Here is a 22,712-nt window from a genome sequence, read left to right as displayed (position 1 = left end):
ATCAATGGAACTTGTGAAAAAGGTCAACAATGGTGGTATACTCTCATATGATGAAGCTTATCAGCTTTTTGAAAAGATGGTTACCAATGAGCTATCAGAAGCCCAGATAGCGTCTATATTGATATCTATGAAAAATAGAAAAGAGACATCTCAAGAGATTGCAGCAGCGGCAAATGTATTGATGAAAAAGATGGTGAAGTTTGAACACAATTTCAAAAATACCATTGACACATGCGGTACAGGTGGAGATGGTAAATCCACAATAAATATATCAACAGCGGTGGCGATTAACCTTGCTTCTATGGGGTATACGGTTATCAAGCATGGTAATGTTGCCCAATCTGGTAAAGTTGGATCAGCTGATATCCTTGATCTGCTTCATATCCCTTGCAGACTTGAGAAGACCGATGCGGAGAAATATTTTATTGATAATCGATTTGTTTTCCTTTTTGCGCCATTTTACCATCCTATTTTGAAAAATGTGGCAAAGATAAGAAAAGAGATCATGACATCCACCATATTTAATTTTTTGGGACCTTTGATGAATCCAGGAAATCCGGATTATCAGATTATTGGTATAAGTAAAAGGGAGATGCTTAAAACTTACACAGATGCAGCCTTGATGCTTGGCAAGAAAAATATTGTGATCTATTCTTCAGATGATGGTTTTGATGAAATCTCCACTTCTGATATCACAAAAGCATACATTATTGAAAATGGTAAAATCGATTACTTCTTTGTTGATCCTGCAGAATTCTTTAAGCCATTCCCTCTGCCGGTGGTGGAAGACAAGGAGGAAGCAGTTAATCTTTTTATGGAAGGGATAAAAGGTGAAAATGACGAAATTACAAAAATTTTTGCATTGAACACTGCAGTGGCACTTTTTATTATGGATAAAATAGATATAAAAGAACATTATCTTAAGGCATACGATAATATAAAATCTGGGAATGCTTACAGAAAAATTCAGCAGCTAAGAGGGGAAAATGAATAATAAACTATTGGAGATAGTAAACTACAAAAAAGAGTATATAAAGACACTACCCAGAATAGAGCTAAAAAGGGAGAAAACTATTCTGGATCCGAGAAAGTTTCTTTTAAACAATCCAATTATAGCTGAATTTAAAAAGGCTTCACCATCTGCGGGCATTATAAATAACGAGATGGATTTGGAAGAATGTGTGCTGGAGTATCAGCGATCCGGTGCAGGTATGGTGAGTGTTTTAACTGATGAAAAATTTTTTGGAGGTTCGTTTGAATATCTATCAAAAGCCTCTCAGGTCCTTTCGATACCGACTCTTTGTAAAGATTTTATCATATCTGAGATTCAAATAGATTATGCATATAGTTTTGGAGCAGATGCTGTTTTACTGATAGCGACGATATTGGATGATAACCTTTTGCATAAACTTGTCTCCTACGCAAAAAAGCTTTCTCTTAATATACTTCTGGAGATTCATACGGAATTGGAGTATGAAAGGGTGAAAGATTTAAAGGTGGAGATGATTGGTGTAAACTCAAGGAATCTTGATACATTTCAGATAGATAAAAATAATGCTGCCAGGATTATCAGTAAGGTTAAACATGATTTTGTGGTGGCAGAAAGTGGAATAGAGGACGAAAACGATTTAAAAATGTTTAAAAGAGCTGGAGCAAAGGGATTTCTGATAGGTACCTCTTTGATGAGGTCTAAAAATTTAACTGATACTTTCACAAAACTTTATAGAGGTTTGAAAGATGTTTGTTAAGGTTTGTGGTATAACCAGTAAAGAATATATTGATTGGGCTATTGAGCTTGGATTTGATGCAATAGGAGTTGTCTTTTATCCTAAGAGTAAACGATTTGTTGATAAAGTTAAAGGGATAGAGCTTGCGGATTACTCAAGAGGTAAAATAGCCACTGTGGCTGTTGGAATCAGCTATGACGAGATTAGAGATGTGAAGGGCTATTTCGATTATTATCAGATTTCTGAGTATAAGTTTGATAAAAAACTCATATATTCCATTGAGAATAGGCCAGACAAAGAGGCAGAACTTTATATTTTAGATAAAAGTAAAGGTGGCGGGGTCTTTTATGAGATACCTGAATGGTTTTATGAAATAAGAGATAAGACAATTATAGCTGGAGGGTTAACTCCAGAAAATGTGGTAGATGTAGTAAAAGCTTATTCCCCTTTTGGGGTGGATGTTTCAAGTGGAGTGGAAATTTCGCCTGGTATTAAAAGTAAAGAGTTAATGAGAGATTTTATAAAAAATTTGAAGTAATTGGAGGATCTATGAAAGGTTTTTTTGGTGAATTTGGAGGTCAGTTTGTAGCTGAGACGTTGATACCTGCTCTGGATCAGTTAGAAGAGGCTTTTGAAAGGTTTAAAAATGATGAATCATTTATCTCAGAACTAAATCATCTCCTCAATACCTACGCCGGTAGGCCAACACCTGTTTACTTTGCCAGGAATTTGTCAAATATGTATAGAACAAAGGTTTATTTAAAAAGAGAAGACCTTTTGCATACAGGTGCCCATAAAATCAATAATACCCTTGGGCAGGGGTTATTGGCCAAAAAAATAGGTAAAAAAAGGGTTATTGCCGAAACAGGAGCTGGACAACATGGGGTTGCAACGGCTACTGTTGCCGCATTGCTCGGACTTGAGTGTACCATATATATGGGGAAAATAGATGCGGAAAGACAGGAGATAAATGTTAGACGTATGAGACTGTTGGGTGCTGAAGTTAAAGTAGTGGATGAAGGTAGTAGAACATTGAAAGATGCCGTCAGTGCGGCTTTGAGGGATTGGATAAAAAATGTAGAAACTACACATTACGTTTTAGGTTCTGCCCTGGGTCCCCATCCATTCCCCATGATAGTTGCCTATTTCCAATCTGTGATAGGAATGGAAACGAGGAAATTTTTTGAAAAAGAAATAAAATCTTATCCTGACTACATAATTGCTTGTGTTGGGGGCGGGAGCAATTCCATAGGTATTTTTAAAGGTTTTTTGGATATTGAAAGTGTTAATCTTATTGGGGTTGAAGCTGGAGGTATGTCGAGTAGATTGGGTGAACATGCTATGTCTATAAACCACGGTAGATTGGGGATTTTTCAGGGTAGTTTGAGCTTTGTTGTACAGAGGGATGATGGTCAGATCGCGCCTGTTCATTCCATCTCCGCCGGTCTTGATTATGCTGGTATAGGACCAGAGCATGCCTATCTTCATTCCACAGGCAGGGTCAAATATCTATCTGTAAACGACGATGAGGCTATGAAGGGGTTTTATACCCTCACAAAATATGAAGGAATTTTGCCGGCTCTGGAATCAAGCCACGCTTTGGGTTATTTTATAAAAAATTATGAAGATTTTAAAAATAAAACTGTTGTTATCCTATTATCCGGAAGGGGAGACAAGGATATGGGAATAGTAGCAGAATATGAAAAGAATAGGGGGCTTTAATGAAAGGTGCATATATTCTGGCGGATTATCCATATAGGGATCTTTTTATTAGAGAGTTTGAATATCTATGCAGATCTAAAGTGGATTTTATCGAAGTAGGCTTACCTTTTAACGATCCGGTGGCAGATGGACCAATTATTGCAAAAGCTTCCAATGAAGTTGCTGAAAAAGGTTATAATATAGACGATATAGCAGATATTATACAATGTAATAATGGTAAAAAAATTTATATAATGACGTATTCAAATATCATTTATAATTATGGTTTAGAAAGGTTTTCCAAAAGATTTGAATCTATTTTAGACGGTGTGATTGTGGCGGATTTACCCAACATTGGCCATGAATTTTTTATAAAAAAAGGGTTTTCTATACCTATTATCCCTTTTGCAACACCTGAATCCAGAGAAAAAGATTTAAAAAAACTAAACGGTTTTAATGGTGGTTTTGTCTATTTCATAGGCATCAGAGGGATTACTGGAGGTGAAGTGGATTTTAGGAGTGAAAATATAAAGATAAAATATAATGAAATAAAAAGTTTTACAGATAAGAAAGTTATTATAGGTTTTGGTGTGAAAAGTGTAGATGATGTCTCTACAATTTTATCTTATGCAGATGGCTTTGTAATAGGCACTGAAATAGTAAAAAGACAGGATGATTTTGAGGAATTTAAAAGGTATGTGGATAAAATATACTTATAATGTTGTTATAACCAAATAAATATAGGAGTTTTGGTACCTTACCAGGCATTGGTCAATCTTTTTGGTTGATAATTTAGCGATATCTTGCTATAAATCTCAAAACAATAATCAAAGAGGTGGATATGCGTCTTTCTAACTATTTTGTACCTACTTTAAGGGAAACCCCTTCAGATGCCGAGGTTGTTAGCCACAAGTTGATGGTGAGAGCTGGAATGATAAGAAAAGTTGCTGCTGGTATCTATAATTATCTTCCCATGGGGTTAAGAGTAATAAGAAAAGTAGAAAATATTATCCGCAAATATATGAATGAGGCTGGTGCCATTGAGATATTGATGCCGGCTGTAGTTCCTGCTGAGTTATGGAAGGAAAGTGGTAGATGGAATGTTTATGGTAAGGAGCTATTAAGGTTCAAAGATAGACACGATAGAGATTTCTGTATGGGTCCCACTCACGAAGAGGTGGTTACCGATATAGTAAGAAACGAAATAAAATCTTACAAAGATCTCCCTATAAACCTATACCAGATACAGACAAAATTTAGAGATGAAGTAAGACCAAGATTTGGATTGATGAGGGGTAGGGAATTTATAATGAAAGATGCTTATTCCTTTGATGTGGACGACGAAGGGGCAGAGAAAAGCTATGGTTTAATGAGGGATGCGTATTGTAAAATTTTTGAGGCTTGTGGATTGAAATATAAGGTTGTGGAAGCGGATTCTGGCGCCATAGGTGGTAATTTTTCCCATGAATTTATGGTTACTGCTGAGACGGGTGAAGATTTTGTTATCAGTTGTGATAGCTGTGATTATGCTGCTAACGTTGAAAAAGCACCTGTTATAGACAATTTTGAAGAGGATGATGAAGTAGAAAAGCCTATCGAAAAGATTGTGACAAAAAATCAAAAAACGGTTGAAGAGGTAGCAAAATTTTTAAATGTCGAAACTAAAAAAGTTGTTAAAACGATGATTTTAAAAGCTGGGGATGATATCGTTGCGGTGATGATCAGAGGGGATCATGAGCTTAATCTTGCAAAAATTAAGAATTTTCTTAATGCACCGTTTGTGGAATTTGCAACTCCGGAAGAGATTGTTAAAGCCACCAATGGTCCTCTTGGTTTTTCAGGTCCCATAGGTATAAATCTGAAAATATATGCAGATAATGCAGTAAAAAAATTAAAAAATTTTGTCGTTGGTGGTAATGAAAAAGATATACATCTTGTAAACGTCAACCATACAAGAGATTTTAAGGTGACTGCCTTTTCAGATTTTATAAATGCCAAACCGGGTGATAAATGTCCAAAATGTGGTGGAACGTATGTTATTACCAAAGGGATTGAAGTGGGACATATTTTTAAGCTTGGTACAAAATATTCCAAAAGTATGAATGCCACGTACCTTGATAAAGATGGGAAACAGCAATATATCGTTATGGGATGTTACGGTATTGGTGTGGGTAGAACTGTAGCCGCAGCAATCGAACAGAATCATGATGAAAAAGGGATTATATGGCCTATACAGATAGCTCCGTTTGAAGTGGTGATAATACCTATAAATACAGATGATGAAGATGTTGTGAATCTATCGGAGACTCTTTATAAAAAATTGTTGAAAAAAAGTGTTGAATTGATAATAGACGATAGAAATGAAAGGGCAGGGGTTAAGTTTAACGATGCTGATTTAGTGGGGTATCCCATAAGAGTCAACATAGGTAAGAAAACCCTTGAAAAGGGTGAAGTGGAGATTGTCATCAGAAAAACAGGGGATAAGATAAACTGTAAAAAGGATGATGCATTGTCAGAGATCTTGAGAATCAGGGAAGAGCTATATAACAATAAGATATGAGCATGTAAAAAAGGTGGGATCCCCACCTTTTTTACTTAATAATTTATGTCTAAAAAATCTTTCTAATTAATTGGATATCCACCGAAAGCAGATACCCATATTAAGCTTTTTATTATACTCTGAAACTAAGTCAAGATCAAAGATTTCATAATTTTTATTAAAAAATTTGAGTTTTTTCATAAATGCTAATAATTCTTTTTTCCCCAACCACTGGGAATGGGTGGAAAAAATAAAAAAGTAAGGTTCATCTGTAAGTTGATTTGTTAATTCTATTAATTTTTCCAGGTCTTTTTTGAGGGACCATTCTCCATTAGGTCCCCGTCCAAATTCTGGAGGATCAAAAATAAATCCGCTGTACTTTTTACCCCTTTTGACCTCTTTGTTCATAAAAGTTATCATATCATCATTTATAAATCGTACACCGGAACTATTGAAGTTCATCTTATAATTCTCTTTTGCCCAATTAATTGCTGAAGAAGAACCATCCACGTGAGTTATTCTATTTAATCCGTTAACGGAAAATATTGTGGAAATACCTGTATATGCAAAGCCATTTAATATATTGAGTTCTTTTGTGCAATGATCCGACAGATCCCTTAAAAAGATCCAATTCTGGTACTGTTCCGGAAATATGCCCACCTGTCCTGATACCGAAAGTTTTAGTCTAACGACAGCATCAAGAACGGATATCGTCCATTCTTTGTATAGATTTTCGGGTATATCCCAACCAACCTCAGGTATAAAAGTGGCTGTTTTAGTGTGCCAGATTTCAGGATTAGATGGTTCTGTGGTTGAGGCGGGGGATGGTCTATCCAGAATATACGATCCAAATTGTTCCAATTTTCTACCATTACCAAAATCTAAAAGCTTATAGTCAAAATTAAGGGGGCTTACGCCCCCAATAGTATTATTAGTCGACATAAGTTAACTTAAAATTACCCATCTTATGAAATTCAAGATACTTGTAAATTTCTGCTTTCTTAGGTTCCACCCTTTCGTTCATATATTTAAAATAGTCTTCCGGTGTTGGGAGCTTTCCTAAAAGTGCAGCTATAGCAGCAAGCTCTGCAGATCCTAAGTAAACCCTTGCACCATCACCCATTCTGTCATCAAAATTTCTTGTGGATGTGGATATTACAGTCGATTTTGATCTAACCCTTGCTTGATTACCCATACACAGCGAGCAGCCAGGAATCTCTGTTCTTGCTCCTACATTTGAATAAATTGAATAGTATCCTTCTCTCATGAGTTGGGCTGCATCCATCTTTGTTGGTGGAGTTAGCCAGATCCTTGTGGGAGCCTCTTTCTCTTTTTCCCAAATTTTACCAGCAGCTCTGAAGTGCCCTATATTTGTCATACATGATCCGATGAATACTTCATCTATTTTGTCCCCTGCAACTTCAGATAAAAGTTTTACGTCATCAGGGTCGTTTGGACATGCAAGAATAGGCTCTTTTATCTCAGAAAGATCAATTTCTATCACTGCAGCGTATTCTGCATTTTCATCCCTTGTGAGAAGCTCAGGTTTTTCCAGCCATTTTTCACAGGCGGCAATCCTTCTCTTGAGTGTTTCGGCATCCTGATATCCTTCTGCAATCATCTCTTTCATAAGGGCGATGTTACTCTTTAGAAATTCTGCTACTGAGTTTTCAGAGAGCTTTATTGTGGCTGCTGCAGCAGATCTTTCGGCTGAGGCATCTGTAAGTTCAAATGCCTGTTCAACAGTAAGATCTGGTAAACCTTCCATTTCAAGTATTCTACCATTGAAAATATTTTTCTTACCTTTTTTTGCAACAGTAAGAAGACCCTGTTTAATAGCAACATAAGGTATTGCATTTACAACATCTCTTAGAGTAATGCCAGGATTTAATTTCCCTTTAAATTTCACCAATACAGACTCTGGCATGTCAAGTGGCATAAAACCGAGGGCTCCTGCAAAGGCAACGAGACCAGAACCTGCCGGGAAGGATATCCCTACTGGGAACCTTGTGTGGGAGTCACCACCTGTACCCACTGTATCTGGCAAAAGTAGTCTATTCAACCATGAGTGAATTACACCATCACCTGGCTTAAGAGACACACCACCCCTTGCTATTACAAATGATGGGAGAGTTTTATGCATTTTTACATCTGCAGGCTTAGGATAAGCAGCAGTATGACAGAAAGATTGCATAAAGAGATCTGACTGAAATCTAAGGCATGCAAGCTCTTTGAGTTCGTCTGCTGTCATAGGTCCAGTGGTATCCTGGGAGCCTACGGTGGTCATCTTTGGCTCACATGCAGTTCCTGGAAGAACCCCTGGCAAACCACAGGCTTTACCAACAATCTTTTGGGCAAGAGTATATCCCTGACCTGCTTTTGGAACAGGGTTTTGGGCTTTTACGAAGAGATCTGATTCACCAAGTCCCAAAAATGCTCTTGCTTTGTTTGTAAGAGCTCTACCAATGATGAGATTGAGTCTTCCTCCAGCTCTGAATTCATCCCTGATAGTTGCTGGTTTCAACTCAAATTTTGTGAGAACTTCACCATTTTCCTTTCTGATTTCCATCTTTACAGTATCTATTATAATTACATCGCCGGTTTTCATTTCTGTTACGTCGCACATGATCGGAAGACCGCCAGAATCTTGTGTGGTATTGAAAAAGATTGGGGCTATAAGTCCACCTATTACTATACCACCTCTTCTTTTATTTGGAACAAATGGGATATCTTCACCTATATGCCACATTAGAGAGTTGCAGGCTGATTTTCTTGAAGAACCTGTACCTACAACATCACCAACGAATGCCACCTGATAACCTTCTGATCTAAATTTTGCTATTTCCTGAATACCGCCTGGGAACCTTGTTTCCCCCATTGCAAGGGCGTGAAGTGGTATATCTGGTCTACTGAAGGCATGTTTTGCTGGGGAGAAATCGTCGGTATTAATTTCCCCATCTACTTTATACACTTTTAACTTAATCTCTTTTGGTAAATCTGGTCTTGATGTAAACCATTCGCCGTTTGCCCAGGATTCGATAACTTCTTTTGCGTATTGATTTGTTTTTGACAATTCGGCCACTTCGTCAAAAGCGCCATAAACAAGGATAACGTTTTTAAGTGCGTTTGCAGCTGATTTAGCTAGAGATGGATCTTTTAATGCTTCCACCAACGGAGCTACGTTGTAACCACCTATCATCGTGCCAAGCATGAAAATAGCATCTTCTTTTGAAACAACTGGAGATTTTACCTCACCTCTTACTACTTTTGCAAGCCAATTTGCTTTAACTTCTGCAGCTGGATCAACACCGGGGGAAACTCTATCTCTAAGGAGTGAAAGTAAAAAATCTTCCTTACCTTTTTCAGGATTTTCTAATGCCTTACATACCTCTGCGGTCATCTCTGGTGAAAGAGGTAAGGGTGGTATACCCATAGCTTTTCTTTCTTCCGCATGTTTTAGATACTGTTCAAATATTTCACTCATATTAATACCTCACTATTTTGTATTCTGTATACAATTTTATACAACTTAAATTCGAATTTGTCAAAAGAATTTTTAAAAATTAAAACACGCTTTGATAATAAATGATATTTTGGTTATTGAAATTTTTATTTTATTATGCAATAGGATTAATTGATATAATCTATTATAAAATTGGAATTTTTTGTTATTTTTTCTCTCGACAAAATTTTAATTTTATAATAAAATAACAACGTGTCAAAAATTCGATGAAAAATTTTATAAGGAGTGAGTTATGGCCACACCAGAATTTTACTATCAAGATCCTTTCCCTCTTGGACCAGATAAAACAGAGTATCGTCTACTGTCCAAAGATGGGGTAACCGTTGGCGAATTTGAAGGAAAGCCTATTTTGAAAATCGATCCTGAGGTTCTCACATACCTTACCAATCAAGCTTTTAGAGATGTGTCTTTCCTTTTAAGAAAAGAGCACAACGAAATGGTGGCAAAGATTCTTTCTGACCCTGAAGCATCACAGAACGATAAGGGTGTTGCCCTTGCATTTTTGAGAAATGCAGAAGTGTCAGCTAAATTTGAATTACCACTTTGTCAGGACACCGGTACTGCCACAGTGGTTGCAAAAAAAGGGCAGCAGGTATGGACTGGTGCAAATGACGCAGAATATATCAGTAAAGGGGTTTATAAGACATACACTGAAGAAAATCTGAGATATTCCCAAACAGTTGCACTTGATATGTATACCGAGAAAAATACCGGTACAAACCTCCCTGCTCAGATAGATATTTATGCCACTGAGGGTATGGAATACAAATTTTTATTTGTGGCTAAAGGTGGTGGAAGTGCTAATAAAACTTATCTATATCAGGAGACAAAAGCTCTGCTTACTCCGGAGAAGCTTGAAAAATTCTTAATAGAAAAGATGAAAACGATTGGTACAGCAGCTTGTCCCCCATACCACCTTGCCTTTGTAATTGGAGGTACAAGTGCTGAAGCATGTTTGAAGACGGTAAAACTTGCCTCAACGAAATATCTTGATGCTCTTCCCACAAAAGGGAATGAACATGGGCAGGCATTTAGAGATATAGAGCTGGAAGAAAAGCTTTTAAAAGCAGCTCAGCAGTTAGGAATTGGGGCTCAGTTTGGTGGCAAATATTTCTGTCATGATATTAGAGTGATAAGGCTCCCACGACATGGTGCATCCTGTCCTGTGGGAATGGGGGTTTCCTGCTCAGCTGATAGAAATATAAAGGCTAAAATAAATAAGGATGGGATATGGCTTGAGGAGTTGGATAGGAATCCTGGTAGGTTGATTCCAGAGCAATACAGAGGTAAGCATAGTCATGGTGTCAAAATAGATCTTAATAGACCAATGAAAGAGGTTTTAGCTGAGCTTTCGAAATATGAAGTGGCCACACCTCTATTGCTTACTGGTACACTTGTTGTTGCAAGAGATATTGCCCATGCCAAATTTAAGGAGCTTATAGATTCTGGTAAAGGAGTGCCTCAATATCTTAAGGATCATCCGGTGTATTATGCTGGACCAGCTAAAACTCCTACCGGTAAGCCATCTGGTTCTTTTGGACCTACCACGGCAGGCAGAATGGATTCATATGTGGACCTTTTACAGTCACACGGTGCCTCAATGATTATGATTGCAAAGGGTAATAGAAGTCAGCAGGTAACAGATGCATGTAAGAAATACGGTGGATTTTATCTTGGATCTATTGGTGGCCCAGCAGCAATACTTGCTGAGGAGAATATCAAAAAGGTTGAGTGTATCGATTTTCCAGAATTGGGTATGGAAGCTGTGTGGAAGATAGAAGTTGTGGACTTTCCTGCTTTTATCCTTGTGGATGATAAGGGGAATGATTTTTTCAAAAAATTAGGGCTTTAAAATAAAGGGGGCTTGTCCCCCTTATTTTTTGGAGATGAAATGAGTAAAATTATAGTTGCTCTGGATTTCAATGAATTTAAAGACGCTAAAGCAATTATAGATGATACTTTAGATTTATTGGAATATTATAAAGTTGGACTTGAAAGCTACATCTCTTGTGGAGAAAAATTGATTAATTATTTAAAAGAAAAAGAGAAAAAAATTTTTTTAGATTTAAAATTTCATGATATCCCAAATACTGTTTCTGCTGCTACCATAGCCTCTTTAAAATATGGGGTAGATATGCTCAATATGCATGCCCAGGGCGGGGTGGAGATGATGAAAACTACTGTAGATTCTGTATCTGAATATTGCTATAAGAATGGATTGAATAAGCCTATCTTAATCGCAGTGACACTCTTGACGTCCCTAGATAAAAATTACATGATGGATTATGGGATAGGGTTTAATTCGACTGAAGAATACGTATTACATCTTGCAAAAAAAGCAAAATTAGCTGGACTTGATGGTGTTGTTTCTTCACCTAAAGAGACTACAAAAATAAAAAATGAAATCGGCCCAGATTTTATAACAGTCACTCCAGGTATAAGGCCAGCATACGAACAAATTGGTGACCAGAAAAGGGTTATGACCCCCAAAGAAGCAAAAATGGTTGGGACAGATTTCATGGTTATTGGTAGGCCCATAACAAAAGTCAAAGATCCGAAAGGTGCAGTAATAAAAATTTTGGAGGAATTAAATGACTGAAGAGCAGATTTTAGACGTTTATAAAAGACATGGTGCATACCTACAGGGGCACTTTTTGCTATCTTCTGGATTACATAGCGATACATATCTTCAGACAGCACTTGTTATGCAGTATCCTGTGATTGCTGAATCTATTATTGGTGAGCTTGTAAAAAAAGTGTATGATATCAATTTTGATACGGTGGTAAGCCCAGCGATAGGAGGTATAAGGTTTGGGTATGAATTTGCAAGATTATTAAGGAAAAGAGCCATTTTTACAGAAAGGGAAAATAATGAGATGACCTTAAGAAGGGGCTTTTCCATAAAGCCAGGTGAAAAAGTCATGATTGCTGAAGATGTGGTTACCACCGGAAAATCAACAATGGAATGTGTCAAAGTTGCTCTGGATCATGGAGCGGAAGTTGTTGGTATTGTTTGTATGATAGATAGAAGTGGAGGGGAAGCAAATTTTCCATATCCTTTTTTCCCTCTCGTTAGAATTAAAGTGGGTACTTATGACCCTTCAGATTGTCCATTATGCAAGCAGGGTTTGCCCCTTGTGAAGCCGGGCAGCAGGAAGATAGTCTAACAGATAAAAAGGGTGGTATGTCAAACCACCCAATTACTTAAGTCTTTGGGAGTGAGATTTATACTGATTGGGGAGTAAACAGGGGCTTTTTCTATAATTCTATTACCTTTTGAAAGTTCAAAACTTATCTGAATATTTCTGTTTATAATTTTCTTATCGATCTCGAAAAGTAACTCTATGGATTCATCCACCCGGTAATCTTTCAACACGATCTTTGTTGAACTATTTTCCATCGATCTTTTGTTAAGATATACTTTTATTAAATCATCATTCAATTTAATATGCAATATGACATCCTCTTTTGAACCAACTAAAGGTTTAAAGTTTCCCAATATTATCATCAACAAAAAATTTCCCAAAAATCCCCATCTCATTCTCTGAAGATGGTTTGAATCGGAATGCATAGAGGACAGATCATACTTTATATCCACATCGCCAGCCCCAAGATATTCAAATATGGATGAAAGCTTGGCATCAAAATTTGAATAGACTTCACTTAAAGGTGGATTAATTTTTAATTTTTTATGAAATTTTTTTATGGGTATAAAAAGTTCGTTTGGGGGATCTATTGATAACTTTCTGTAAATATTAATGATATGTTTTCTGAATAGATAATCAAGGGTATCTGCCTGTTCGGTGTAATGGTCGTCCCCATACCACCAGAACCAATCGCTTCCCTGGGCAATATGTATCTCTTTTTCTATTTCATTCCTCTTTTCCAGAAAAATATTGTCTTTGTATTTGTTGTATGTTTCTATTGCTTTATAGAGTAATTCCCAGGCTTTATTTTTTTCAGGATGTCCCATCCAGGTGGAAAAATTGCCATATATCCATGAACCACTTGCCACATATTGTAATTCTTCAGCATCTATCTCATAATTGTATATTGCTTCTGAGTATGTAATTGTCTCAATCCATTCAGTTTCTGATATTTTTAAATATAAAAGATCAAAAAATTCCCTTGCATTGTTATGATAAAACTCCCAGGCGTTTTCTCCATCTAAGATGATCGATACGTGTGGTGAGAAGTTGCATTTTAAGAATATTTCCTTTAACCTACCCAGGAAATCATCAACAGCCTTTTCTGTGGGTAACCCGCTGTAGACAAACCCGAATAGATCACTCAGCTCTTTATCCCTGAAGAATATAAAAATATTTTGATCATCATTAGAATAATAATATTTTTTGTAGAGTTTATTTCTAAACTTATTATCTTTTAAATCTAAATTTAAACTTCTTGAAAGTATTTCTTCATCGGTTGCCATCCATAAGATTCCATGTTGACTGAGTATTTCAGCGGTTTTAGTGCTTACAGATCCTTCTGCAGGCCAGAAACCTTTTGGGACCTCCTCAAATATCTTTTTATACAAACTTTTTGCCTCTTTTACATGCCAATTAGCATCTTCCGTAAGCTGAATTGCATTGGGTGGTATGCTATTATCAGGTAGAGCCTCATAAAAAGAGGCTGGATCTAAAAGTAGAGGTAGAATAGGGTGATAGTATGGTGTGGTGGATATTTCGATTTTACCACGATTTTTAAGTGTCTTATAATATTCAAGGATATATCTAAATTTAGATTTTAAAATACTCAGTAATTGATCTTTTTCATCTTCTGTATAAAATCGATCTTTTAGGATAAGACTTTTTATAAAACTTGATTCATCTCTGATGAAGGTGCCGGTCCAGGAAAGAAGAAAGTGAACCTCCAGATCTAATAAATCTACTGAAGAATCTATTGATAAATCATCTTTTTTATATCTTAAGTAGAGCTCTCTATATCTGGAAGAGGGGGATATCATATTTTTTTCATTTGCCCAGAATAGAGCTTTTGTTAAAAATTTTTTGTCATTTTCAGAAAGATTGGCCACAGGTTGGGATATCTTATTTATTAAAATATCCTGTTCAAAATTTTTAGAAATATCAATTATCTGCTCTATAAGGGAGGGAACAAGATTAAATACAGCTTTTATATTGTAAATTTCATAGTATTTAGCCATTTCAATGTAATCTTTTATACCATGAAGAAATGCCCAGGGTAAATGGTATACACCAGCCTCATCGTCCTTGTAATAAGGCTGGTGCATATGCCACAAAAATGTTAGATATAGCTTTTTCATCTATTCTTCTGTCCAGGTAGTGATCTTTTGTTTATATTCCTCAATCAGCTCATTTTTAGCTTGTTCGTCGACGGCTTCTACATATAGATGTACATTAGCAGAATATTGATCTGGTATCATCAGCACATAACCTTTGTTTTTAAAATTTATTTTTACTCCATCGACATATGATGCCTCTTTATCCATAGCATCTTCACTCATTTTCCTCATTATATATCCTTTTTTGCTGAATGGACAGTTTATTATAAGATGGGCAAAGTGATATTCCGGGATCGATTTTGATACCTCAGATAACTTTTTGTTTGTTTTTGCAAGAAGTTCCATAACTTTTATGGAGTTAAACATTGCATCCGGGCTAAGCGTATACTGGGGAAAGGACAGCATCAAAGAAATAGACCCTATAAAATTGAATTCTTTTAAAAACTCTGCTTTAAGCCCTGTGGATCTTCCCCTTATTATATCGACATTTTTAGTTTTTCCATCTAATACAGTTGGAACCATTATTGGCAGGTATACCTTGACCTTTTCTGTAGCCACCATGTCAAGAAGTGAGATAATAATCAATGTTAATTTTTCTGGGGATATGATTTCACCATCATCACTAACCACCTGGAGTCTTTCACCATTCTGAAATATTGCAAAACCTATATTTGCTTTTAGCGTAAGTAATATCTTTTTAATCTCTTCCAGCTTATCCTGAACTACTTTAAAGTTTTTTGAAAGCTGTTTTTCATTCTGATATGCATTTAAAACCACTGCCTCAACTCCTAATTCCATTAGTATATTCGGAAGAATATGAGTTGTAGTGCCATTCATTAAATCTACCACCACTTTAAATTTGTTTCTTTTGAAAGAATCAACATCTATGTTATGTAATAGATGTTTTATGTATGATGATTCTATGTCGTGAACCTCAATAATTTTCCCTATGTCATCATAAGATGCCCGTCTAAAGTTTTCTCTAAAAAAAGTTCTTTCAATATTTTTTTCAAAGTTTGAATCTATGGGGAGACCATTTATATCTGAGAATTGTATTTCTGTGTATAGTGAATTTGTGAGGGATTGACGGAAAATAACACTGATGGCATTTTTGGATATTTTTTGAATATATTTAGTTACAGGGTTTGCAGTCATTCTTAGATCCACAGCATTTACACCTGTAGACAGAAGTCCTCCGAGGAAGGCTCTTTTAAGCATTCTGGATGCACTATGATAATCTCTGCTTAGTATAATTATAGAGTCTTTGGGTAAACTACTACCAAGGGCAGCACCAAGTTTTGCACAGAGCTCTGGTGATAATTCTACATTGGTCTGTGCTGAAACAATTCCACCTTCAAAGATCGATTTTTTCCACTTATCACCCCATATAAGGTTACTACTTAGGATCGAATCTTCTTCGATCTGTTTGTTTGGCCAAACCATGATATCCTTTTCAAAAACAACGTAGTTACCTATTTCTGTATTCTCCGCCACAATTCCACCAGATTGAATATGTACCCCTCTACCAACAATAACTCCATTGCATAATACAGCATTTTTTATTATACAATTTGCACCTATTTTGACATTATCCCATATGATGCTATTTTCTATCGTAGTGCTTCTACCAATTTCTACATTATTTCCAATGGAGCAATTTTTGATTTTAGCATCGGTATTTATTAGAACATTATCCCCTAAAACCACAAATCCATCAAGCTGTGCCCCTTCATAAAAGGAGTTTTCGCCTATAAATATACTATCATGCACATTTTTACCTTTAATTGGCAATTTTACCTTACCGTTAAAAATATCTAAAAAAACTTCTCTATATGAGTTGGGATTACCCACATCTCTCCAATAACCTCTGGCATTAAATCCAAAAAGCTCAATACCCTTATTCATCATTGATGGAAATAGATCTTTTGAAAAATCGAAATTACTCTTTTCGGGGATAAACTTCAGTACATCTTTTTTAAATACATATATTCCAGTGTTTATTGTGTCGCTGAAAACTTCCCCCCAACCCGGTTTTTCCAGAAATCTAACAATTTTTCCATCTTTATCGGTTATTACTACGCCAAACTGAAGAGGGTCTTCCACGGAAGTGAGGCATATTGTGGCCTGCCCACCTTTCGTGTAATGAAATCCTATCACCTCATTAAGATCAAAATCTGTTACAAGGTCACCGCTTATAACTATGAAATCATCATCCAGAAATCTTTCCCCCTGTTTCACCGCCCCAGCTGTACCATAATCGTCATCAGGTAAAATATAGTTTATATTTACACCAAATTTTTTTCCATCCCCGAAATGATTTTTGATTATATCTGGCATAAAATATAGAAGTATAACGATATCTGTGATACCAGCTTTTTTAATCGATTCAAGTATATACTCCATCATCGGTACATTCAAGACCGGAATCATTGGTTTTGGCAATGACGTAGTTAGAGGCTGAATTCTTGTACCAAACCCCCCAGCCATAATTACAGCTTTCATATATTCCTCCTTTATTTATTTACTCCCAGACGAATAGATTATCTTCAAACTCATTTAAGATAAACCTGTTTTTAGGGAAGATACCAAATGCAAATCTTATCTTCCCAGAGCAAGTCAACCTAACTTCTCGTGAGTATATAGATACCCCATCTTTACTTTCTTTAAAATCAAGTTCAATAAACTTTGGATCTTCAAATTCTATTTTTGGACAATTTGTATCTGAAATTACACAAACTTTTAAAAAATTTGGATCCAGATCGTCAGTGTAAACTTCTGCATAAAATTTTACCGTTGACCCCATATAAAGGTTATCTGAAATGATTTCGGCCTTCACTAATCTAAGCTTATGCCATTTGCTAGATATCTCATTTTTAAAATTCATAAACTCTCTTAGATTGGCAAAATTTTGTTCTGAAAGATCGTTACACAATTCATGTAAAGAGGTATAGTACTTTTCATGATATTCCATGACCATTCTGGATGTAGAAAACTCAGAGCATCCGATAAAGATAGAGTTTTTCATCATTTTTAACCATTCCCTTGGTAACCCGGATCTATCTTTTGTGTAGAATAAGGGTACTATTTCATTTTCTAATTTGTCGTACAATTCCTGCCCCTCCACAAAATCCTGGTATTTTGGATCACTATACTCTTCACCTGCACCTATCGACCATCCATTGTTGTTTTTATACCCTTCCACCCACCAACCATCCAGTATAGAAAAGTTTAAAGCGCCATTTATAGCAGCTTTCATACCACTTGTTCCACTTGCTTCCATAGGTCTTCGTGGATTATTCAACCAAACATCCACACCTCTTACAAGATATTTTGCCACCTGGATGTCATAATCTTCCACAAACACTATTTTATCTCTAAATTCTGGTTTTCTGGAAATATGATAGATCTTCTTTATTATCTCTTTCCCCTCTGTATCCTTAGGATGGGCTTTCCCTGCAATAATAATCTGAACAGGCATCTTTGGATTGTTTAAAATTTTATTTAATCTTTCTTCATCTGAAAATAAAAGGTAACCTCGCTTATACGTTGCAAATCTTCTGGCAAATCCTATAGTAAGAATTTCGGGATTTAAGATCTCATTTGCTTTAACTATTTCTGAATATGAACCACCCCTTTTGTTTATGGAATTTATGGTTCTTTTTCTAATAAATTCAACAAGTCTTGTTCTCAAGATATTTTTAGCTTCAAAAAGCTCAAGGTCAGGGATTTCATAAACGTTTGACCATACTGATTTTTGATATGGTCTCATATACCAATTTTCTCCGAGGTATCTATTAAAGAGAGTTTTAATTTCATCGGCAACCCATGTTTGCAGGTGTACCCCATTGGTAATATGCCCCACAGGGACAAATGGTTCACTGACATTTGGCCATAAGTTGTTGAAAATCCTTCTTGATACCTTACCATGGAGTTTACTCACACCATTTCTGAATATACTGCATTTAACTCCACATATTGCCATAGAAAATAGTTCAGATGAGTTATATGGGTTTACTTTTCCTATTTTGAGTACTTCATCGATAGATAATGGTGTTCCGTTATAAATTGGTCCCAGATGCTTATATATCGCATTGTTGTCAAATACATCAAATCCAGCTGGAACAGGTGTGTGGGTGGTAAAAAGTGTTGTGTACTTGACCATGTTTATAGCTTCGTATAAGTTTAGACCATCTTCCATCATGTAATCTTTGATCCTTTCAATAATCGCAAATGCTGGGTGTCCCTCATTAATATGAAATACAGTCGGTTTTATCCCCAGTTTTTTCAGGGCTCTTACCCCTCCAATACCTAAGACTATCTCCTGTTTTATCCTCATCTCTGGTTCACCGTCGTAAAGTTTACCAGTAATTATTTTGTTTTCCGGGATATTGTCATCGATATCTGTATCCAAAAGAATCAATCTTGAAAATCCAAGATGGACTAACCAGATTTTTGCCTTTATTAGAGAATTATAACTTGGGATCTCAATCATCAAAGGATCTCCATTTTCATCCTTGGCTTCCACGATCGGCATTTTATAAAATTCGTTATAAGGATAAGTCTCCAGTTGCCACCCATCAGAGTTTAAATATTGATGAAAATAGCCATTTCTATAAAGTAAACCAACGGCAATAAAAGGGATTCCGAGGTCACTTGCAGCTTTAAAATGATCACCAGACAGTATGCCAAGTCCTCCTGCGTATGATTGTATCGACTCGTGCATACCATATTCTGCAGAAAAGTATGCAATCTGCATATTACCATGTTTTTCTAAATCTCTGATGGTTTCAAACCATTTGGGTGTTTTTATGTATTCTATATAATCGTTCCATACGGAATCCAGCCTTGAAAGGAATACTTGATCCTTTTCCAGTTGTTGCAAGTCATGTTCAGATAACGAAAGAAGAATTTCTATAGGGTTGTGCAAGGTTTCTTGCCACAATTCCGGTTTTATCATTTTAAATAGATCTTTGGCATTATTGTTGTAGACCCACCATAGGTTGTAAGCCAATGATTCCAATGTTTTTAACCTTTCTGGGAAATTGATCTTGACGAAGAATTCTCTTTTTTTCATAATTTAACCCCACCATTTTTTTTAATTATAACAAAATAGTTATAAAAAGGCAAGTTTTTAAAAATTTCTAAATTAATTCTATTTTATGCCGATTATCAAATCAAGCTTGAAAAATAATAAATTTGATAATATAATTATATAAAAATATCAGGTGGTGTTTATGGCTGTTCAACAGTATGTTAGCTTTAACCTTGCTGCGGAAAAGTATGCTGTGGATATTATGTATATTGAAGAGATAATAAGAATGATGGAAATAACGCCTGTGCCAAGGGCTCCTGAATTTATCGAAGGGATAATAAACATTAGGGGTAAAGTTATTCCGGTGGTGGATCTAAAGAAAAAACTAAACATAGGTTCTTTTTCCCCCGATAATAACACCAGGATAATAATTGTAAATATCAGAAATAAAAAGGTAGGTTTCATAGTTGATAGTGTTAATGAAGTAATGAGAATAGATGAAAATTTAATCGATGATGCACCTGCTGTGACGCTGAGTATGGATAGATCTTATATAAAAGGCGTTGCCAAAACTAATCAAGGACTTATTATTGTAATTGACATAGACAAGGTATTTTCCTCTGGGGAAGAGAATCAGCTTTATGGATTTTGATGAATTTAGATTTAACGATTTTAAAACAGTTGAATAATATTTTAAAAAATAAGCTCCATTACTATAAAAATTTTAAATCATACCTTTTGCCTTTAAAGGATAAGCTACCAGACGAAATATCTCAAAAGATAGATAAGATTTTAGCTAAAGAAAACCCAGAAACTTCAGAGCTAGATGATGTTATAAATGATATCATATTGGAGATTTATAGTACCAAAAGGGGGAATTATAATAGATTAAAAGAGCCTCTTATTATAAAATTTAGCAATTTTGTAAAGACATTGGAGCAGATAAAAAAAATTGGGATTGAAACTGCTGAAGATATCATATTTCATTTCCCATACAAATACGATATTTTATCAAGTTCATCAGATGGTAAATGTGTATTAACCGGTACATTTGAAGACTCTAAAATAGTAAAAACAAAAAATGGTAAAAAGATTCTTGAAGCGGTTTTTAAAAGTGATGCTGGATATTTCTATGGTATATGGTTTAATTTTAATAATAGATATCCATTTTTATTATTAAAAAAAGGGGAAAATTACAATCTCTATGGGAAATTACAAAATTTTAATGGACTATCTGCAATAGTGCACCCTGAATTTTTGTCAACTGGGGAGATTGGGAAGATAAGACCAGTTTATTTTTTGCCGGAAAACGTTAAGGATAATATCTTCTTGTCACTTTTGAAAAAAGTTTTTATGGAGTATTCTGATAATATTTTAGAAACCTTACCATTGAGGCTTATCATTAAATACGGTTTTCTTGATCTGAAGAACTCTTTAAGATACATACACTTCCCTGACAATATAAATGAATTTAGAAAATATAATTTACTATCCCACAGAAGATTTGTTTACGAAGAGTTATTTTATCTGCAATTGGGGCTTTTTATCAGAAAGAATAGCTATGGTGAGGTGAGGGGGATAAAGTTCAATATCGATAAAGATATACTTCTAACTCTAAAACCATATATTCCTTTTAAACTTACAGATGCCCAAAAGAAAGCACTAAGAGATATTTTCAACGATATGAAATCATCCAAACAGATGAACAGACTTTTACAGGGGGATGTGGGGAGTGGTAAGACAGTAATCGCTTTTATATCTGGGGTATTGGCCGTAAAAAATGGATATCAGGTGGCGTTTATCTCACCCACCGAGATTCTTGCAGAACAACATTACAACAATTTTAAAAAACTTTTTAAGGAAGACTTCAGTTCCTGTTTACTCACCGGTTCTTTAAAACAAAAGGATAAAAAGTATCTAAAGACACTGATAGAAAGTGGAGATATCTCCTTCATTTTTGGTACCCATGCCATATTGCAGGAGGATACAATTTTTAAAAATCTTGGATTTGTGGTGATCGATGAGCAGCATAGATTCGGCGTTATGCAGAGGAAGATATTGATAGAAAAGGGGTATACACCGGATATTTTATTGATGAGTGCCACCCCCATTCCCAGAACGTTATCCCTTACTTTTTATGGGGATCTTGAGATCAGTATTATAGATCAATTACCACCAGGAAGAAAGCCTATAACAACTAAAGCGTTTAGACAGAAAGATATAGGAAAAGTTTTTGAGCTTGTTAATGATCAGATTGAAAAAGGTTTTTCAGCATATTTTGTGTATCCTTTGATAGATGAAAGAGATACTCTTGATTTAAAAGCTGCAACACAGGCTTACGAACAGGTGGCAGAATTTTTCGGCAGTGATAACGTTGGTATTTTACATGGAAGAATGAAGACAGAAGAGAAAAATTATTTGATGAATAGATTTAAGAATAGAGAGATAAAAATACTTGTTTCCACTACGGTGATTGAGGTGGGGGTGGATGTTTCACACGCGACGGTCATGGTTATTGAAAATGCTGAACGATTTGGATTATCTCAGTTACATCAGCTCAGAGGTAGAGTAGGTAGGGGAGGGGATCAATCATTTTGTTATCTCGTTTATTCCGATAAAATTTCTGAAGATGGTTTAAAGAGGATTAAGGCCATGGTAAATTACAATGATGGTTTTAAGCTATCCGAGATAGATCTTGAAATGCGGGGACCTGGTGACTTTTTTGGAACAAGGCAATCGGGATTACCGGATTTAAAATTTAGCAACATAATGAAGGATACAGATATTCTATTATCAGCCAGAGAAGATGCCTTTGAAATCTTAAGGGAAGATCCATATCTTAATAAACCAGAAAATCGAATTTTAAAAGAGATGTTAAAATTTAAATGGAAGGATGCATACGAACTTGTCAATATCGGTTAAAAAAA

General features: G+C 35.6%; 16 protein-coding genes. 11 read left to right on the top strand and 5 right to left on the bottom strand.

Annotated elements, in window-relative coordinates:
* The first annotated feature begins 4 nt into the window (after positions 1–4).
* From trpD to ACP5Q2_RS03295, 6 genes are all read left to right on the top strand, one after another.
* Positions 5–994, top strand: coding sequence for an anthranilate phosphoribosyltransferase (gene trpD / locus ACP5Q2_RS03320; RefSeq protein WP_424605595.1), 990 nt, complete (start codon positions 5–7; stop codon positions 992–994).
* On the top strand, positions 987–1,748 hold the full coding sequence (locus ACP5Q2_RS03315) for an indole-3-glycerol phosphate synthase TrpC (RefSeq protein ID WP_428097202.1): 762 nt from the start codon (positions 987–989) through the stop codon (positions 1,746–1,748). The genes trpD and ACP5Q2_RS03315 overlap by 8 nt, the downstream gene beginning before the upstream one ends.
* The gene (locus tag ACP5Q2_RS03310) at positions 1,738–2,265 is read left to right on the top strand and encodes a phosphoribosylanthranilate isomerase (protein WP_428097199.1); all 528 of its coding nucleotides are present in this window, start codon (positions 1,738–1,740) and stop codon (positions 2,263–2,265) included. Before ACP5Q2_RS03315 ends, ACP5Q2_RS03310 begins: the two co-directional genes overlap by 11 nt.
* A gap of 11 nt (positions 2,266–2,276) precedes the next feature.
* Complete coding sequence (gene trpB, locus ACP5Q2_RS03305; RefSeq protein WP_428097196.1) at positions 2,277–3,449, top strand: tryptophan synthase subunit beta; 1,173 nt, start codon at positions 2,277–2,279, stop codon at positions 3,447–3,449.
* Positions 3,449–4,147, top strand: coding sequence for a tryptophan synthase subunit alpha (trpA, locus tag ACP5Q2_RS03300; RefSeq protein WP_424605599.1), 699 nt, complete (start codon positions 3,449–3,451; stop codon positions 4,145–4,147). The genes trpB and trpA overlap by 1 nt, the downstream gene beginning before the upstream one ends.
* A gap of 122 nt (positions 4,148–4,269) precedes the next feature.
* Positions 4,270–5,988 carry a proline--tRNA ligase gene (locus tag ACP5Q2_RS03295; RefSeq protein WP_428097193.1) on the top strand — a complete coding sequence of 573 codons (1,719 nt, stop codon included), beginning with the start codon at positions 4,270–4,272 and terminating at the stop codon, positions 5,986–5,988.
* Between the two features lie 66 nt (positions 5,989–6,054).
* Here ACP5Q2_RS03295 and ACP5Q2_RS03290 read toward each other — a convergent pair whose 3' ends face one another.
* Both ACP5Q2_RS03290 and acnB read right to left on the bottom strand, forming a co-directional pair.
* Positions 6,055–6,909: a class I SAM-dependent methyltransferase gene (locus ACP5Q2_RS03290; protein WP_424605601.1), complete on the bottom strand. Its 855-nt coding sequence runs from the start codon at positions 6,907–6,909 to the stop codon at positions 6,055–6,057.
* Positions 6,899–9,442 (bottom strand): bifunctional aconitate hydratase 2/2-methylisocitrate dehydratase, encoded by a 2,544-nt coding sequence (acnB, locus tag ACP5Q2_RS03285; protein WP_428097372.1) that lies wholly within the window; start codon positions 9,440–9,442, stop codon positions 6,899–6,901. The genes ACP5Q2_RS03290 and acnB overlap by 11 nt, the downstream gene beginning before the upstream one ends.
* Positions 9,443–9,722: 280 nt before the next feature.
* On the opposite strand from acnB, the gene ACP5Q2_RS03280 reads away from it, so the two are divergent.
* The 3 genes from ACP5Q2_RS03280 to pyrE are packed head-to-tail and all read left to right on the top strand — an operon-like array spanning position 9,723 to position 12,657.
* Positions 9,723–11,342 carry a fumarate hydratase gene (locus ACP5Q2_RS03280; protein ID WP_428097190.1) on the top strand — a complete coding sequence of 540 codons (1,620 nt, stop codon included), beginning with the start codon at positions 9,723–9,725 and terminating at the stop codon, positions 11,340–11,342.
* A 39-nt stretch (positions 11,343–11,381) separates the two neighbouring features.
* A complete protein-coding gene (pyrF, locus tag ACP5Q2_RS03275; RefSeq protein ID WP_424605603.1) occupies positions 11,382–12,089 on the top strand; it encodes an orotidine-5'-phosphate decarboxylase in 708 nt (235 codons plus the stop codon).
* Positions 12,082–12,657, top strand: coding sequence for an orotate phosphoribosyltransferase (gene pyrE / locus ACP5Q2_RS03270; protein ID WP_428097186.1), 576 nt, complete (start codon positions 12,082–12,084; stop codon positions 12,655–12,657). Before pyrF ends, pyrE begins: the two co-directional genes overlap by 8 nt.
* Before the next feature lie 20 nt (positions 12,658–12,677).
* Here pyrE and ACP5Q2_RS03265 read toward each other — a convergent pair whose 3' ends face one another.
* From ACP5Q2_RS03265 to glgP, 3 genes are read right to left on the bottom strand one after another with little or no spacing between them, the layout of a single operon-like run.
* Positions 12,678–14,774 carry a glycoside hydrolase family 57 protein gene (locus ACP5Q2_RS03265; RefSeq protein WP_428097183.1) on the bottom strand — a complete coding sequence of 699 codons (2,097 nt, stop codon included), beginning with the start codon at positions 14,772–14,774 and terminating at the stop codon, positions 12,678–12,680.
* Positions 14,775–17,255: a sugar phosphate nucleotidyltransferase gene (locus ACP5Q2_RS03260; protein ID WP_428097180.1), complete on the bottom strand. Its 2,481-nt coding sequence runs from the start codon at positions 17,253–17,255 to the stop codon at positions 14,775–14,777.
* A gap of 19 nt (positions 17,256–17,274) precedes the next feature.
* Complete coding sequence (gene glgP / locus ACP5Q2_RS03255) at positions 17,275–19,827, bottom strand: alpha-glucan family phosphorylase (RefSeq protein ID WP_428097177.1); 2,553 nt, start codon at positions 19,825–19,827, stop codon at positions 17,275–17,277.
* Between the two features lie 160 nt (positions 19,828–19,987).
* Between glgP and ACP5Q2_RS03250 the strand changes: the two genes are divergently transcribed.
* Positions 19,988–20,437 (top strand): chemotaxis protein CheW, encoded by a 450-nt coding sequence (locus ACP5Q2_RS03250; protein ID WP_428097174.1) that lies wholly within the window; start codon positions 19,988–19,990, stop codon positions 20,435–20,437.
* The gene (recG, locus tag ACP5Q2_RS03245) at positions 20,437–22,707 is read left to right on the top strand and encodes an ATP-dependent DNA helicase RecG (RefSeq protein WP_428097171.1); all 2,271 of its coding nucleotides are present in this window, start codon (positions 20,437–20,439) and stop codon (positions 22,705–22,707) included. The genes ACP5Q2_RS03250 and recG overlap by 1 nt, the downstream gene beginning before the upstream one ends.
* The last annotated feature ends 5 nt before the right edge of the window (positions 22,708–22,712 follow it).

The sequence above is a fragment of the Calditerrivibrio sp. genome (assembly GCF_049968475.1).
GTDB classification, from domain to species: Bacteria; Chrysiogenota; Deferribacteres; order Deferribacterales; family Calditerrivibrionaceae; genus Calditerrivibrio; species Calditerrivibrio nitroreducens_A.
Note: the sequence above shows the minus strand (reverse complement) of the source record. Positions and strands in the feature narration are given on the sequence as shown.

Bases quoted from the DNA above. Each gene is read 5' to 3' on its own strand.
- ACP5Q2_RS03280 (WP_428097190.1), top strand. From the start codon at position 9,723: ATGGCCACACCAGAATTTTACTATCAAGATCCTTTCCCTCTTGGACCA.
- ACP5Q2_RS03250 (WP_428097174.1), top strand. From the start codon at position 19,988: ATGGCTGTTCAACAGTATGTTAGCTTTAACCTTGCTGCGGAAAAGTAT.
- ACP5Q2_RS03260 (WP_428097180.1), bottom strand. From the start codon at position 17,255: ATGAAAGCTGTAATTATGGCTGGGGGGTTTGGTACAAGAATTCAGCCT.
- trpA (WP_424605599.1), top strand. From the start codon at position 3,449: ATGAAAGGTGCATATATTCTGGCGGATTATCCATATAGGGATCTTTTT.
- glgP (WP_428097177.1), bottom strand. From the start codon at position 19,827: ATGAAAAAAAGAGAATTCTTCGTCAAGATCAATTTCCCAGAAAGGTTA.
- ACP5Q2_RS03310 (WP_428097199.1), top strand. From the start codon at position 1,738: ATGTTTGTTAAGGTTTGTGGTATAACCAGTAAAGAATATATTGATTGG.
- ACP5Q2_RS03295 (WP_428097193.1), top strand. From the start codon at position 4,270: ATGCGTCTTTCTAACTATTTTGTACCTACTTTAAGGGAAACCCCTTCA.
- trpD (WP_424605595.1), top strand. From the start codon at position 5: ATGGAACTTGTGAAAAAGGTCAACAATGGTGGTATACTCTCATATGAT.
- pyrE (WP_428097186.1), top strand. From the start codon at position 12,082: ATGACTGAAGAGCAGATTTTAGACGTTTATAAAAGACATGGTGCATAC.
- recG (WP_428097171.1), top strand. From the start codon at position 20,437: ATGAATTTAGATTTAACGATTTTAAAACAGTTGAATAATATTTTAAAA.
- ACP5Q2_RS03290 (WP_424605601.1), bottom strand. From the start codon at position 6,909: ATGTCGACTAATAATACTATTGGGGGCGTAAGCCCCCTTAATTTTGAC.
- ACP5Q2_RS03265 (WP_428097183.1), bottom strand. From the start codon at position 14,774: ATGAAAAAGCTATATCTAACATTTTTGTGGCATATGCACCAGCCTTAT.
- ACP5Q2_RS03315 (WP_428097202.1), top strand. From the start codon at position 987: ATGAATAATAAACTATTGGAGATAGTAAACTACAAAAAAGAGTATATA.
- pyrF (WP_424605603.1), top strand. From the start codon at position 11,382: ATGAGTAAAATTATAGTTGCTCTGGATTTCAATGAATTTAAAGACGCT.
- trpB (WP_428097196.1), top strand. From the start codon at position 2,277: ATGAAAGGTTTTTTTGGTGAATTTGGAGGTCAGTTTGTAGCTGAGACG.